At 57.6% G+C, this 14,191-nt stretch carries 12 protein-coding genes and 1 tRNA gene; 2 read left to right on the forward strand and 11 right to left on the reverse strand.

Going from position 1 to position 14,191, the window contains the following annotated elements:
- Nucleotides 1-33: 33 nt before the first annotated feature.
- From KG007_RS03450 to KG007_RS03460, 3 genes are read right to left on the reverse strand one after another with little or no spacing between them, the layout of a single operon-like run.
- Entirely contained in the window at nt 34-2,523 is a 2,490-nt protein-coding gene (locus KG007_RS03450) for a PDDEXK family nuclease (RefSeq protein ID WP_213347389.1), read from the reverse strand.
- Nucleotides 2,524-2,535: 12 nt separating this feature from the next.
- Complete coding sequence (locus KG007_RS03455) at nt 2,536-3,033, reverse strand: DUF3868 domain-containing protein (RefSeq protein ID WP_213347390.1); 498 nt, start codon at nt 3,031-3,033, stop codon at nt 2,536-2,538.
- A 12-nt stretch (nt 3,034-3,045) separates the two neighbouring features.
- Nucleotides 3,046-3,639 (reverse strand): DUF3575 domain-containing protein, encoded by a 594-nt coding sequence (locus tag KG007_RS03460; protein ID WP_213347391.1) that lies wholly within the window; start codon nt 3,637-3,639, stop codon nt 3,046-3,048.
- A 250-nt stretch (nt 3,640-3,889) separates the two neighbouring features.
- Here KG007_RS03460 and KG007_RS03465 point away from each other — a divergent pair, with 250 nt between their 5' ends.
- A complete protein-coding gene (locus KG007_RS03465; RefSeq protein WP_213347392.1) occupies nt 3,890-4,246 on the forward strand; it encodes a cystatin family protein in 357 nt (118 codons plus the stop codon).
- Here the strand turns inward: KG007_RS03465 and KG007_RS03470 are convergent.
- From KG007_RS03470 to KG007_RS03500, 7 genes are all read right to left on the reverse strand, one after another.
- Nucleotides 4,233-4,607 carry a DUF488 domain-containing protein gene (locus tag KG007_RS03470; RefSeq protein ID WP_213347393.1) on the reverse strand — a complete coding sequence of 125 codons (375 nt, stop codon included), beginning with the start codon at nt 4,605-4,607 and terminating at the stop codon, nt 4,233-4,235. The genes KG007_RS03465 and KG007_RS03470 overlap by 14 nt on opposite strands.
- A 137-nt stretch (nt 4,608-4,744) precedes the next feature.
- On the reverse strand, nt 4,745-4,894 hold the full coding sequence (locus KG007_RS03475) for a hypothetical protein (protein WP_195460014.1): 150 nt from the start codon (nt 4,892-4,894) through the stop codon (nt 4,745-4,747).
- Between the two features lie 63 nt (nt 4,895-4,957).
- Complete coding sequence (locus KG007_RS03480) at nt 4,958-5,542, reverse strand: RNA polymerase sigma factor (protein ID WP_195460012.1); 585 nt, start codon at nt 5,540-5,542, stop codon at nt 4,958-4,960.
- Nucleotides 5,543-5,904: 362 nt separating this feature from the next.
- Complete coding sequence (locus KG007_RS03485; RefSeq protein WP_213347394.1) at nt 5,905-6,804, reverse strand: cation diffusion facilitator family transporter; 900 nt, start codon at nt 6,802-6,804, stop codon at nt 5,905-5,907.
- 238 nt (nt 6,805-7,042) lie between these two features.
- On the reverse strand, nt 7,043-8,527 hold the full coding sequence (gene proS, locus KG007_RS03490) for a proline--tRNA ligase (RefSeq protein WP_195460008.1): 1,485 nt from the start codon (nt 8,525-8,527) through the stop codon (nt 7,043-7,045).
- A gap of 95 nt (nt 8,528-8,622) precedes the next feature.
- A complete protein-coding gene (locus KG007_RS03495) occupies nt 8,623-10,311 on the reverse strand; it encodes an OmpP1/FadL family transporter (protein ID WP_213347395.1) in 1,689 nt (562 codons plus the stop codon).
- A 29-nt stretch (nt 10,312-10,340) separates the two neighbouring features.
- Nucleotides 10,341-11,507, reverse strand: a complete 1,167-nt coding sequence (locus KG007_RS03500) for a hypothetical protein (protein WP_195460004.1) — start codon at nt 11,505-11,507, stop codon at nt 10,341-10,343.
- A 309-nt stretch (nt 11,508-11,816) separates the two neighbouring features.
- Between KG007_RS03500 and KG007_RS03505 the strand changes: the two genes are divergently transcribed.
- Nucleotides 11,817-11,906 (forward strand) — tRNA-Ser (locus KG007_RS03505).
- A 128-nt stretch (nt 11,907-12,034) separates the two neighbouring features.
- Here the strand turns inward: KG007_RS03505 and KG007_RS03510 are convergent.
- Nucleotides 12,035-13,906, reverse strand: a complete 1,872-nt coding sequence (locus KG007_RS03510; RefSeq protein ID WP_213347396.1) for an ABC-F family ATP-binding cassette domain-containing protein — start codon at nt 13,904-13,906, stop codon at nt 12,035-12,037.
- Between the last annotated feature and the right edge of the window lie 285 nt (nt 13,907-14,191).

A 14,191-nucleotide genomic window follows, 5' to 3' on the forward strand; every position in this document is an offset into this window, starting at 1 on the left:
CAAGGTCGTCCCGGTTTTTCATTCCCGCAGCAGCTATTCGAAATCCTCTTTGAACAACCCGTACTTACGAATCAGGCGGGAAATTTCGGGATCGAGGTTCCCGCGGAATTTCAGGCTTTCACGCAATTCCACCGAGCGCAGGAAATATTTCACGGCCTGCTCCTCGTCGCCCAGACGCGCCGCGAGAATCGCCAGCATGTACTGGATATCGGGTGTTGTGGCCGCCCCCGGCTCGGCGCGCAGGATGCGGTAGGCGGCGGCATCGTAGCCCAGCGACATGTAGGCCAACGCCGTATTGCGGTCTTCGTAGGGACGCAGGATCGCGAGCGCCTCTTCGTAACGGCGCTTTCGGAGCAACTCCACGGCGTGCATGTAGTTCGAATCGACCTCGGTCGTGTAGACCGTGTCCTGCTGCATGCCGCGGCGGTGGAGGTTAAACCTGAAATCTACGGCGCGCATCTGCGGGTAGATCACCCGGCGCAGGCGGTCGTAGGCTTTGGGATACTTCATCCGGATACGCCATTCGCGGGTATCGGGATTCCCCTCCCACTTCATCATGGCAAGCACCTCCTGCTTGTCGGCGATCAGCGTATCGGCAACAGCCAGCCGGTAGAGTTCGTCCCAGTCCTCGGCCAGCCACTTCGTACGCAGCAGGTTCGGCAGGTCGGGAAGTTCTTCCGCCGGCTTAACGAGTACCTGCCGGCCGTTTTCGTCGAGCGTATAGCTGGCCGAAACCTTGAGCGAATCGTACAGCGTGCGGAACTCCGACACGAGCACGCGGCGCAGCGCCTCGGCGCGTTCGCGGGCCAGCCGGTCGTTGACCTGCCAGGTTCCTTCGGGCGACGCCGTGGCCCGCAGCGTGATGCTGTCGATGATGTAGACCGGATCGGTCATCAAATCGCGCGTCAGCGACCGCACGGCGGCAATCTGGCGGCGGTTGGCGGTCAGCGTGTCCACGAGGGTCGACTTTCCCGAGGGGAAGGTGAAGAAGAAACGCGCATTGGCCTCCGCGTCGCGCAGCACGATGCGCTGCATGTAACGGGTCGTCTCGTCGAGGAACGTGGTCATCGAAGCGACGTTGTAGGTCAGCGTATCCGACCGGGTGATGCGATACGTCCGCCCGCTCCGGTCCTCGACCTCTCCGGCAAGGCAGAGGTAAAGTTTCGAGGTGTTTTCGTCGGCCTGCACCTGTTCGGTATAGTAATAATCCACCCGTCCGTCGGGCCGGTAAATCACCGTATCGAGCCGGGCGTCGGCATAGTAGGGATGGCGCACGAGACGCGCAAAAGCCACAGGGCTGTTCGCCGCCAGCTCCCGGTTGCGCTGAACCTCGGCGTCGCGGAGCATGTTGCGCTGCACCTCCGCCGTGTCGATACCGTTCAGGTTCGCCAGGCGGTCGGCGACATAGAGTTTGCGAATCCGGTAATTCTCCCGGGCAGCGCTGTCGCCGGTCTCGCGCAGCATTCCTTCGACCGCCGGACGGCGCAGCCCCGTGTAGGCGAGCCGCTGTCCGGCCAGTGTACGTATCCGGGCATTGTCGGCCGTATAAACATCGCCGTACACGCGTCCCGGAGTCTCTGTCAGCGAACGGATGTAAGCCTCGCGCCGGCGGCCTCCGCCGACGGGGTATTCTCCCTCCACACGGGTATACACCTCGCCGCCGGGCAGCACGTCATCGCCCTCGTAGGCATGACGAAAACGGGGTGCGAAATAGTCGTTCAGATGGTCGAACTTGTCGTTCGCATCGGGCACATAGGAGGTCCGCTGCTGCACCTTGCGGTCGGTCGTCAGCACATACCTGCGCAGCCGGGCATACTGCCGGCGGCGTTCGCCGCGGGTCGTCCAGCCCACAACCTTGTCGAACATCGCCTCTTCGGGCTCCATGTGTTCCAGGCGATCCCGGGCATCGGCATACTTCGCCCGTTCTTCCGCCACATAATTCATATACCTAAAATACCCCTTTTTGTCGCCGAAGCGCGCGAAATAATCGGCGCTGTCGACGATTCGCCCGAGGTAATGGTCGTAACGGGCATATTCGCGCCGCTGCATCGTGCGAAAGCGGTCGCCGCTGTAAACCAGCGGATCGAACGGAAGCGTATCCGCCCCTTTGAGCAGTTGCGGATCGACCACCAACTGCCAGTTCCGGGCCTGCAGTTCCTGCGGAACCGACACGATGAACTCGACGTTGATCTTGCCGTTGCGCTCCACCAGGTTGCGGCGGTTCGAAGCCGAAATGACCACCTCGTCGATGGCCACCGACATCATCTTCTCGCCCGACACCGAATCGACGGCAACCGGCGTAATGAAGAGTTCCGTGCCGTCCTGCTTGCGGTAGGTAATGATTTTCTGCGCACGGACCGTATCGGCCGCCGCCGTCACAGGTGTCTGCGCCGTCCGGGCCGGCAGGTGCACCCCCACTTCGGGATCGCTCTTGCTCAGTTTGCGGATGTTTCCGCATCCGGACAGGAACGCGCCCGCGGCAACGACTGCCGCGGCATATCCTATCCATTCTCGCCGTTTCATCTCCGGAGGGGATTATTTGCGGGAGGTGTCGACCGCACCGTTCACATCGGCCGTAAACACCCGCCGGACACCGCCCGGCGAAGTCTGTACCTGACGCAGCACGAGCGTAGCGCCGGCCATCCAGCTTTCATAAGGGACCTTCATCTCGTAGCGGAACACCTGGTCGGTTTTCCGGTCGGCATTGATGGTCATATACGGCTGCCGCTCGGCCCAATAGGAGCCCGAAAGACGGCGGCGGCGCTCCTGCATGTGCTGCTGGTAGCGTCCGTTGATCAGGATGTGGGGGAAGAGTTTCACCGACTTGCGGTCGGGAGTGCTCAACTCGGGCAGGATCGTCCAACTCTGCGAACGGGTCACGGCCTTGCGCGACACCGCGATTTCCAGCACCATGTGCAGTTCGCCGTTACTTTCGGAGAGCACCTTGCGGGTCACGGCGACATCGCCTACGATCTGGGCGCGGAGCGAAAGCGCGGCCAGGAGAAATACGAAAAGGAGACAGTATTTTTTCATGGGTCGCAGCGTTTATTTCTTGGAATTGAACAGGTAGACGAACGTAACGCCGACTTCGGTGGGAATCGGCAGGAACCGTTTGGTATCGACATACGATTTGCGTTTCGGACCGTTCACCGGCTCGGCATGGTAACTCAGGCGCGCCAGTCCGGCTCCGGCCGAAAGTTCGAGGTTCCAATGGGGGCTGACGTAAAACTGATAACCGATGCTGAAGCCCGCGCCGACGAACGAACCCTTGTAGTAATTCGTCTTCAGCCCTTGCAGAATCCGGTTGCCGATGATCGGGAGCTTGAAACCGCCGACCTCGAACTTGCCGCCGATGGCATGCACCCCGAAAAAGAGACGCGTGTACTTCTCGGTCACCCAGTAGCGGTACTCGGGGCGAATGAACCAATGCTGGATTTTGTTGTCCGAACCGATGGTCCAGGGGTTGTAGTTGGCCGAAAAGCCCACTGTGGAGTGTTTGCTGACAGCCACTTCGGCCCCCACGTTCAGGGTCGTCGTAGCCCAGTAAAGCAGGTTGGTCTTCACGACCACCTGCTGCGCAGACGCTCCCGGCCAGCCGCACACAGCCAGCAGAAGCATCAGAACGATCTTCTTATTCATAATACACAGATTGATTCGCGTTTGCACCTGTCCGAGCGGGCCAAAATAGCCGTTCCCGTCGCCTTTTCAGACAGTTATCGGTACAAAATTGGCCATAAAACCCAGAAATACATGTATCATAAACAATACAAAACACCGGAAGGTTCAAAAAGTTCCGGATGCGAACCCGCTGGTTCTGAATGCTTCCATGTGAAGAATTTGGCTTTTCAGCCGGAAACGACTACCTTTCGTACGCAAAAATACCCGATTGATGCTGAAACTAACGATCGCAATACTCGCGGCGACCCTGCTGACCGCCTGCGGAGGTCCGGGACGACGGGCCGAAAAGCAACCCCAAAAAACGGTTTTGTGCGGCGGCTATACCCAGCAGCGCCCCCTCAGCGACGCCGAGCGAGCGCTGTTCCGTCAGGCGACTGACAGTTTGACAGGCGTGAACTACACCCCGGAAAGCGTCGCCACGCAGGTCGTGGCGGGAACCAACTACCGCTTCGTCTGCACGGCGAAGGCCGCAACACCCGACCCCGCGGCCTACGAGGCCGAAATCATCGTCTACCAGCCGCTGCCGGGACGGGGCGAGCCGAAAATCACGAAAATCACGCGTCTGTAACGCGCTCGGACGCTTTCTGCAAATACTCCTGCAAGATAAGCGCATGGTTCTCCGCCGCGTTCTTCGAGGCGTAGAGCAGCGTCACCGTGTCCGCATCGCCGATATTGCGGATAAATTCCCGCACGGCCTGCGAAGCGCGCAGTTCATCGGTATAACGGCGACGGAACTCCGCCCACCGCCCCGCGGGATCGGCGTGATACCAGATGCGCAGTTCGGCCGAGGGCGCCAGGTCCTTGGCCCAGATGTCGTAATGCAGCGCATCCTTGCGTACGCCCCGCGGCCAGAGTTTGTCGACCAATACCCGGCAACCGTCATCCGGCGCCGGCGCTTCGTAAACCCGTTTTATTCGTATTCGTGCCATAATACCCGATTGATAATTTATCAGATGCGGTGCAAAAAACAGACCGGAGCACCGCAAGCCCGTTCCCTGAAAGGACCGCATTATTCCAAACAAATGAAGGGCGCCTCCCGGCGCCCTTCCCCATCAAAAATTAACCCTTAAAAATTATCTCCTTTTCGGAAGACCTCCGAGAGGTAATGGTGTAAATAGCATAAATCCGCATCACCCTGTACAACCTCCCGCATCATTAAATCTTCGTCCTCGGAGATGCCGTTGTCTGAAACTTCATTTTTGTCAATCTCCTCCATAGGCCTTAATTTTAGCTTGCTTGCATTTATATAACGCAACCCATTCGGGAATATTGTGCGGAATCAGCTCAAGACCATATTTTTTTCCTTGATCATGCGGCGCAGGTTGATCAGCGCGTAACGCATGCGTCCCAGCGCCGTGTTGATACTCACGTCGGTCTGCTCGGCTATCTCCTTGAAGCTCAAACCTGAAAAGTAGCGCATGATCACCACCTCGCGCTGCTCTTCGGGCAGCAGTTCGACCAATGCGCGCACGTCGCGTTCGATCTGGTCGCAGACCATCGAATCCTCGATCGTTCGCTCGGCCAGCTTCAGCGTCCCGAGTACGTCGTAACCGGCCTCCGCCTCGCTCACGGACTTGTTCTGCCGCTGTGCGCGGAAGTGGTCTATCACCTGGTTGTGGGCGATGCGCAGAATCCACGAAAGGAACTTGCCGTTATCTGTATAACGGCCTTCGTCGATCACACGGACGGCTTTGATAAATGTTTCCTGGAAAATATCATCGGCCACGTCACGGTCCTTGACCATCATGTTGATGTAGTCACGTACGCGACGACTATGGCGTTCGATGAGTTTGGATATGGCACTTTGGTCACCTGAAAGGTAGTGATTAAGCAATACCTGGTCACTTAATACTTGCACGTTCATACTCTTGTCTCCTAATTAGTTACTAAGAGTAGATTTCTGTCCCGATAGGCAATCCTTTTTAGTGTTAGATGTCGTTTTTGTAGCGTTCGGGCCTTGTGAAACATCGGAGTTTCCGGAGGCTTTACGTTGGCAATATAAGCACTTTTTCCGAAAATACCAAATTTTTCTACTCTGCCGGAAAATTTTCCGGCCCGTTCTTCCTGCCCGAAATGAACAAAATCCGTGCCAGAAAATACCCGAATCCGAACAAAATAAAAAAAACGGCTCTCAGTGAAAAGGCAGGACCGGCGGGTAAAATTCCACTCCGGTCGCGCATACCTGACCCCGGCCGCCGCACACCGCTGTTCGATACCGTGCGCCGCTTATTTCATCGGCTCGACATGAATGGCGATCATCGTCCCCTCGCCGAAACGGGCGCGCAGACGGTGTTCGATGTCGACCGTCAGGGCGTGGGACTGCGCCACGGTCATCGCCCCGTCCATACGGACATGAACCTCGATGGCGATCGAAGCCCCGATACGGCGGGTCCGCAGGTTGTGCGGTTCCCGCACGCCGGGATCCGCCGTCACGATTTGCAGGATCTCCTGCTCCACGTCCGCCGGAAGCGAACATTCCAGCAGTTCGTCGAGCCCCGTGCGAATCAGGTCGAAGGCCACCTTGAAGATGAACACCGCCACGACGAGCGCTGCGATCGGATCGGCGATGCGCCACTTCTGGCCCAGGAAATAGGCACAGGCGATACCGACCAACGTACCCAGCGACGACAGTGCGTCGCTGCGGTGATGCCAGGCATTGGCCACAACGCTCGGGCTATCGACCGCGCGGCCTTCGCGAACGGTATAACGGTAGAGAATTTCTTTGGCGACGATCGACAACACGGCCGCCGCAAGGGCGATCAGTCCCGGCCGGGGCAGCAGCCCGCCGTCGACCACGACCCGGATGTCCCGGATGCTGTTGACGAGAATCCCGGCCCCCACGACTCCCAGCGCAAGGCTTATGATGATCGTGGCGAGGGTCTCGTATTTGCCGTGGCCGTAATCGTGGCCGTCGTCACGGGGCTTGGACGAAATCCGAACGAAGGCGATCACCACGACATCGGTCGCAAGGTCCGAAAACGAATGCACGGCATCGGCGATCATCGCCCCGCTTCGCCCGACGATTCCGGCGGCGAGTTTCGCAAACGACAATACGAGGTTGACCACAAACCCGACAAGGGTCACGCGGTAGATTCTGCGCTTCCGGATTTCCGCTTCACTGGACATAGGCGTAAAAGTTAAAATTCAAAAATACGTTTTTTTTCGGTTCTGACAGGAGCGGCCGGCAGTTTTTGATTTTAGATGAGCAGATTTGCACTTAACCGAAGGCAGCTCCTGAGCCATTTTTGATTTTAGGCGAGGTAGTTTCGTGTATCGCGAGGAACGGGACGGATGGGTAGTATAAGAATACGTCCCATTCGTCCCGTTCAAGGGATATGCGAAAATATGCACCTAAAACCGAAAATCAATAGCTGCGGGCAAACAGGACCCGGCGGTGCGACGGCTTGCCGGAGAAGACGCAAACGCCTTCCTCATCGGGCGCATCGACCGGAATACAGCGGATCGTTGCCTTCGTGGCGTCCTTGATCGCCACCTCGGTCTCGACCGTACCGTCCCAATGTGCCAGAAGGAAACCGCCCTTCTCGTCGAGCACACGCTTGAACTCTTCCCACGTGTCGACCTTCGTGATCATCGACTCGCGGTAGTCGGAGGCCTTTCGGAAAATATTCTCCTGAATCTCGGTCATCAGGCCTTCGATACGTTCGACGAGTCCTTCCTGCGAAACGGTCTGCTTTTCCAGCGTGTCGCGGCGTACCAGCTCGATCGTACCGTTCTCCATGTCACGGGGACCCATTGCCAGGCGCACGGGTACGCCCTTGAGTTCGTATTCCGCGAACTTGAAGCCCGAACGCACATTGTCGCGGTCGTCGATCTTGACCGAAATACCTTTGGCCTTGAGCTGTTCGGCAATCGCCTCGAAACGCGCGCGAATCTCGACGAGCTGGTCTTCGCCCTTGTAAATCGGAATCATCACCACCTGGATCGGGGCGAGTTTGGGCGGCAGAACCAGACCGTTATTGTCCGAATGGGCCATGATCAGCGCCCCCATCAGGCGGGTCGAAACGCCCCACGAGGTCGCCCACACATATTCGAGTTTACCCTCCTTGTTGACATACTGCACGTCGAATGCCTTGGCGAAGTTCTGGCCCAGGAAATGCGACGTACCGCTCTGCAGCGCCTTGCCGTCCTGCATCAGCGCTTCGATCGTAAGCGTATCCTCGGCGCCCGCAAACCGCTCGTTGGGCGACTTGTGGCCCACAATCACCGGAACGGACATCCACTCCTCGGCGAACTTCTGGTAAACGCGGATCATCTTTTCAGCCTCCTCGATCGCCTCTTCACGCGTGGCGTGCGCCGTATGCCCTTCCTGCCACAGAAACTCGGCCGTGCGCAGGAACAGGCGCGTACGCATCTCCCAGCGCACGACGTTGGCCCACTGGTTGCACAGGATCGGCAGGTCGCGGTAGGACTGAATCCAGTTTTTATAGGTGTTCCAGATAATCGTCTCCGACGTAGGACGCACAATCAGTTCCTCCTCCAGTTTGGCGTCGGGATCGACCACGACGCCCTTGCCGTGGGGATCGTTCTTCAGACGGTAATGCGTCACTACGGCGCACTCCTTGGCAAAGCCCTCGACGTGGTGGGCCTCCTTCGAGAAGAAGGACTTGGGAATAAAGAGCGGGAAATAGGCATTCTGGTGTCCCGTATCCTTGAACATCTTGTCCAGTGCGGCCTGCATCTTCTCCCAGATGGCATAACCGTAAGGTTTGATGACCATACATCCGCGGACGGCGGAATTTTCCGCGAGTCCCGCCTTCACGACCAGGTCGTTATACCACTGCGAGTAGTTCTCGTCCGACTTCGTGAGGTCTTTAAGTTCCTTTGCCATATCGTATTGGTTTTTACTTTTATTTCGGACTGCAAATATACAAAAAAATAAAGGTCCGTTGCAAAGACGAACCTTTATATTCCATGTATCTCTCCTTAGAAGCGGAATCCGAGCGTCAGCGCCACGTTGTGGCGGTTGATATCGGTCGAATAAACCGCGCTCTCGGTATGGCCGCCCTTATCCTCCGCATAGAACAGGTAGTAATCCGTGGTCTTCGACGACATGTACTGGTAAGCCACGTCGAGCAGTACGCCCCGGGCCAGCACGAAGCCTATGCCGGCGCCGTAATAGGTCGTCTGCTTGATGGCAGGCGACGCCAGCACCGTCTTATCGTCCTTGAGCATCGAACCGCTGTAACCGAAGCCCGCACGCAGCGCCAGCACCGGCAGGGGTTTGAACTCGGCGCCTACGCGCAGGATGTTCGAGCCTTTGAACACATCGCGGAACGTATCGTTGTACCACGACTGCGAATCCAATCCCGAAGGATTGTCCTTGATGCGGATACCGTTGTACCAGTCGCGCTCATAGTCCACCGAGATCACGCCCCGCTCGCCGAACGTATACGACGCGCCGAACATCAGCCGTGTCGGCGACACGAACGACCAACTGTTGGGACCGTCGTCGACCAGCAGCGGCGAAGTCATGTTGGGATCGCCGGCCGTCGAGATATAGCCTTCATCGTCGGGCTTCACGTTCGGGTCCGTATCGTTGTTGGCATAGGCCAGTCCGGCCGCAGCGCTCTGGAATTTCCGGTCGAGCGAATAGTAGGTCGGCGTATGGATCGCCACACCAAGGCGCAGGTTGGCCGTGGGACGATAGACGACGCCCGCCTTGAAGTTGACGCCCGTGCCATCCACGATCACGCTCTGGTTGAGCTTCCAGCGCAACAACTGGTAATCCAGGCCGGAGTTGCCGAAATCGGGAATCGCCTGGCTCGGATCGGAATAGAAATATTCCTCGACATAGTCGATGTACTTGCGCTGGTAAACGCTCTGGATACCCAGCGACGCACCTATATAAATCTTATTGTTGATATTGGCGCCCACCGACAACACATATTCGCCGATCGAGCCTTTGCTCCGCAGCATCGTATAATGGTCGACATCGGCATTCGGAGTGACCCACGTCGGCTGCCACGAATCGGGTTTGTTCGGATCGACCTGGTCAATCAGGAATCCGCGGTAAGCCAGTGCGGCGTTCCAGTACTCGGGAGCGATATTGTTCCAATTCCAGTTACCCGAACCGCCTCCGTTGTAAAAGCTGTTCTTCGAAATACCGCCCCAATACAACTGGCGCGCATAGGCGTCGCCAATGGTCGCCGCCTGATTCTGTCGCTGGAACGCATAGTCGTAGTTCAAGTCGGCGATACGGTTGTAACCGAAACCGATATTGAGGCTGACCAGCGAACGCGCCCCCTCGTAGGCATTGATTACGACGCCGATGTTCGCCATCGAAAAACGGTCGCGGGAATTGTTCCCGTACTCCGGGGCGTTGGTCTTGCTCCGCGCAAAAGACATCATCGGAGTAACCGAAATGTCGTTATGGCGGTACATGCCCAGACCGGCCGGGTTGATCGACATCGACGAAAGGTCGGCGCCCAGCGAAGTAAACGCCCCAGCCATGGCCATAGCCCGTGCCGTACCGAAATTGAACTGCGTCTGCGACAACTCGAACATGTCGGACGGCATCAGCAGGTCTTTGTCCATCAGCAAGCCGCCCGATTGCTGAGCCGCGGCCGCAGCCGTCGTTGCGACGGCTGCAAGCGTGATTATCAATCGTTTCATACTATTTTCACAGTTAAAGGTTTCAGCCGTTACCGGCCTCCGGAGTTACGGTAGCTGCCTCCCGAAGAGGTCGTTCCCGATCCGCCGCGCGACCCGCCGCCGGAACTGCTGCCCGAAGAAGACCCGCCACGGTTATAGGACGGCGAACTGCTGCTTCCGCTGTTATAGCTTCCGCCGCGATTGTAGGTATTGCTGCCGGAATTGCGGTAGTTATCGTCGTTGTAACGGCTGCTGCTGTTACCGCGCGACGAACTTCCCGAATTATAGCGCCCGCCCGACGAACTGCTGCCGCTGCTGCTCCGCACGCCGAAGTTACCCCGGCCGCTGGAACTGCCACCCCGCATCGATCCCGTCGACGAGGAGCCGTAACGCGAGCCCACTCCGTAGCGGGTTCCCGAAGGCGACGTATAGGGATTGGGCCGGCGCACGATATTCGACTGGTAAGGACGCCCGTGTCCGCCGCCCCAGCCGTAATTCGGCCCCCAGTGGTGATGTCCGCCGTGCCATCCGGGCCCCCAGCCCCAACCGGGACCGTACCAGGGATTATACCACGAACTGTACCACGGGCCCCAAGGTCCGTACCAGGGATTGTTCCACGCATTCCATCCGAAGCTCCAGCCCCAGCTTCCGATCGAGAAACTGGGCCCCCACGGCCGGTTCCAGCCGTAGTACCAGGGATCGGAGTAGACCACCGTACCCCACGAACCGAACATCGAAGTGACGTACTTGGGCTCTACCCACACCTGGTCGCCCATGACGATGATGTTGTAGAACGCCGGATCGTAAGCCGAAGCGTAGTTGAACGCCGAACTGTAACGGGCGTTCATGTAACTCGACGGCATCTTGTAGGTCGGCGAATCGAATCCGCGCAGACGGCGTGCGTAAGCGCTTTCATAATCGTCGGCCAACACGCTTTCATAGGGATTGGCGTCTGCCGAACGGTACTCGTAATAGCTATTTTCTGCAGCTGCGGCCTTCGCTTCGGCGATCCGCGCCTCCCATTCGGCCTTGCGGGCTTCGGCGGCAGCACGCTGCGCTTCGGCTTCAGCCTGCTTCCTGCGGGCGATCTCCGTCTTGTCATGCACGGCATAGAGATCGTCGGAAGCATACCCCGCCGAGGCGTAGTAAGCCGACGAGCAGCTTGCGAGGCCTGCAGACAGAAGAATGGTTCCGAATAAAATTTTCAACTTTTTCATAGCGCACATAGTGTTTGCGTTAGTTCTTTAACTACAAACGAAAACCATACCGGTTTTAGTATTGTTTACTATATAAACGGCCGCGCACGGGAAATACTGCGCACACGATGAGGGTTTGTCTGTTTACAAAGATACGAATTATTCCGGAAAAGTGCTAAACCCAGGGCCTTGCAAGGCGTTTTTTCAACCAAAAGCAATTTTTTCCGCATGAAAATGTGCGAAAATAAAAAATATGTCTATATTTGCAGTCCCAAAACAACGGTTTTGGATCGGGAGTCCGGGCGCAAGTCCTCCTCCCGCGACCGAAAAGGAGAGGTGCCGGAGTGGTCGATCGGGCCGCACTCGAAATGCGGTGTACGGGCAACTGTACCGGGGGTTCGAATCCCTCCCTCTCCGCCAGGGAAAGCGCCACGAGGCGATAACAAAATGCCAAATCCTGCAAGATCAAGCACTTGCAGGATTTTTATTTATTCCTGTCAGACTTCCGAAAGACCCGAAAAGCCGATCCCTGGCCTCCGGTAGCCTCCCTACCGTTCGCTCAACTCCAACCAGCGCATGGTTTTTTCGTCGATCAGACCGATCAACTGCGCAATCCGCTCCGACTGGGCCGTCAGTTCGGCTATCGAGAGCGTTCCCGACGACATCGACGTTTCCAAGGCCGCCTTCTCGGCCTCCAGGGCGGGGATCTCGGTCTCCAATACTTCCAGTTCGCGTTTCTCGTTGAACGAAAGTTTGCGCGGGGCTGCATCGGAGGTTCCGGAGCGCGACGACTGCACTTTGGGCCGCGCCTGCGCCTCCTCACTCCGGCGTGCCGACTCATATTCACGTTTCCACGCCACGTATTCCGAATAAGTTCCCGCAAAATCCTTGATCTCGCCTCCGCCGCAGAATACGAGCAGGTGGTCGGCGACCTTGTCGACGAAATAGCGGTCGTGCGACACGACGATCACACACCCCTTGAAGGCTCCCAGATACTCCTCCAGAATACCGAGCGTAACAATATCCAGGTCGTTCGTCGGCTCGTCCAGCACCAAAAAATTCGGATTGCGCATCAGCACCGTGCAAAGGTACAGACGCCGCCGTTCACCGCCGCTCAACCGAGCCACAAAATTATATTGAGTCTCAGGCGTAAAGAGGAAATACTGCAGGAACTGCGACGCGCTCATCTTCCTTCCGTCGCCCAGGTCGATCTGTTCGGCGATCTCCGTCACCACGTCGATCACGCGCATCCGCTCGTCGAATTCCAGTCCCTCCTGGCTGTAATAGCCGAACCGGACCGTTTCGCCGACATCGATCACACCGCTGTCGGGCCGTTCGATTCCCGTGAGCAGCTTCAGGAACGTCGATTTCCCGCAGCCGTTGTCGCCGACGATTCCCAGCTTTTCATAACGGGTGAAATTGTAATTGAATTTATCGAGAATCTTCAATTCGCCGAAACTCTTGCAGACATCCCTGGCTTCAAATATCTTGGTTCCGATACGCGAGGCCTTGACATCGAGACGCACTTCGCCCCGGTTCCGCGTCGATTGCAGGCGCGATTCGAGATTGTGAAAGGCATCGATCCGCGCCTGCGCCTTCGTGGCCCGCGCCTGGGGCTGGCGGCGCATCCACTCCAGCTCCCGGCGGTAGAGATTCAGTTCGCCGGCCCGCAGTGCGGCCTGCGCCGTCTCGCGTTCCTGCTTCTTCTCCAGATAGTAGGAATAGTTTCCCGCATAGTGGTAAATCCGCCCGTCTTCGATCTCAAGAATATCGCTGCACACTTTATCCAGAAAGTAGCGGTCGTGCGTCACCATCAGCAGACCGGCGCTGCTCGCAGCAAGATACTCCTCCAGCCATTCGGTCATATCGGTGTCGAGGTGGTTGGTCGGCTCGTCGAGAATCAGCAGGTCCGATTCGCTGATGAGCACGTTGGCCAACGCCACACGTTTGAGCTGCCCGCCCGAAAGCGTCTCGATACGCTGGCCGAAATCCCTGATTTTTAAACGCGAGAGAATCTGTTTAGCCCGCAGTTCGTAATCCCACGCTTCGAGGGCGTCCATGCGGGCCATCGCCTCCTGCAATCCCCCGCCCGACGGATCGGCGATTGACCGTTCGTATTCGGCGATTGCTTTCAGCGCCGGGTTGTCGGAGTAAAAACAGGCTTCGAGAACGGTCAGACCCGCCGGGTAGGCCGGGCTCTGCTCCAGATAGGCGATGCGCAGGTCGCGGCGCGGCACGATCGAACCGCCCTCATGGCTTTCGCGCCCCGCGATGATATTCAGCAGCGTCGTTTTCCCCGTACCGTTTTTGGCGACAAGGGCGGTGCGACGGCCGTCTTCGACGGCAAACGATATATTTTCGAAGAGCACCAGGTCGCCGAACGATTTGGTGAGGTTCTCCACTTGCAGACAACAGGCCATAGCGTGAATATTGAATATGCAAAGCTACGCAAAAATCCCGAACTGCCGTTGCCGCCCGGCCAAAACGACACGTATCGAATGGAAAACCCCCGTCCTCTGAATGCGGAAGCGACGATCCGAGCCCCGTGAAATGACGGGAAATACCTCGAATAGGTCCGTTTGTTCGGAAGATTCCGTTGTTCGGGAGGCGTTTTTTTTGTAATTTGCGGCGATTTTACCGGTTTCGGGCAAAACATTCCTGCAATCATGCGCCAACGGTTTGACCTTTGCAGGATTACGAAACAG

The sequence above is a fragment of the Alistipes montrealensis genome (assembly GCF_018362775.1).
GTDB classification, from domain to species: Bacteria; Bacteroidota; Bacteroidia; order Bacteroidales; family Rikenellaceae; genus Alistipes; species Alistipes montrealensis.

Bases quoted from the DNA above. Each gene is read 5' to 3' on its own strand.
- KG007_RS03480 (WP_195460012.1), bottom strand. From the start codon at position 5,542: ATGAACGTGCAAGTATTAAGTGACCAGGTATTGCTTAATCACTACCTT.
- KG007_RS03500 (WP_195460004.1), bottom strand. From the start codon at position 11,507: ATGAAAAAGTTGAAAATTTTATTCGGAACCATTCTTCTGTCTGCAGGC.
- KG007_RS03510 (WP_213347396.1), bottom strand. From the start codon at position 13,906: ATGGCCTGTTGTCTGCAAGTGGAGAACCTCACCAAATCGTTCGGCGAC.
- KG007_RS03465 (WP_213347392.1), top strand. From the start codon at position 3,890: ATGCTGAAACTAACGATCGCAATACTCGCGGCGACCCTGCTGACCGCC.
- KG007_RS03495 (WP_213347395.1), bottom strand. From the start codon at position 10,311: ATGAAACGATTGATAATCACGCTTGCAGCCGTCGCAACGACGGCTGCG.
- KG007_RS03470 (WP_213347393.1), bottom strand. From the start codon at position 4,607: ATGGCACGAATACGAATAAAACGGGTTTACGAAGCGCCGGCGCCGGAT.
- KG007_RS03450 (WP_213347389.1), bottom strand. From the start codon at position 2,523: ATGAAACGGCGAGAATGGATAGGATATGCCGCGGCAGTCGTTGCCGCG.
- KG007_RS03455 (WP_213347390.1), bottom strand. From the start codon at position 3,033: ATGAAAAAATACTGTCTCCTTTTCGTATTTCTCCTGGCCGCGCTTTCG.
- KG007_RS03485 (WP_213347394.1), bottom strand. From the start codon at position 6,804: ATGTCCAGTGAAGCGGAAATCCGGAAGCGCAGAATCTACCGCGTGACC.
- KG007_RS03475 (WP_195460014.1), bottom strand. From the start codon at position 4,894: ATGGAGGAGATTGACAAAAATGAAGTTTCAGACAACGGCATCTCCGAG.
- proS (WP_195460008.1), bottom strand. From the start codon at position 8,527: ATGGCAAAGGAACTTAAAGACCTCACGAAGTCGGACGAGAACTACTCG.
- KG007_RS03460 (WP_213347391.1), bottom strand. From the start codon at position 3,639: ATGAATAAGAAGATCGTTCTGATGCTTCTGCTGGCTGTGTGCGGCTGG.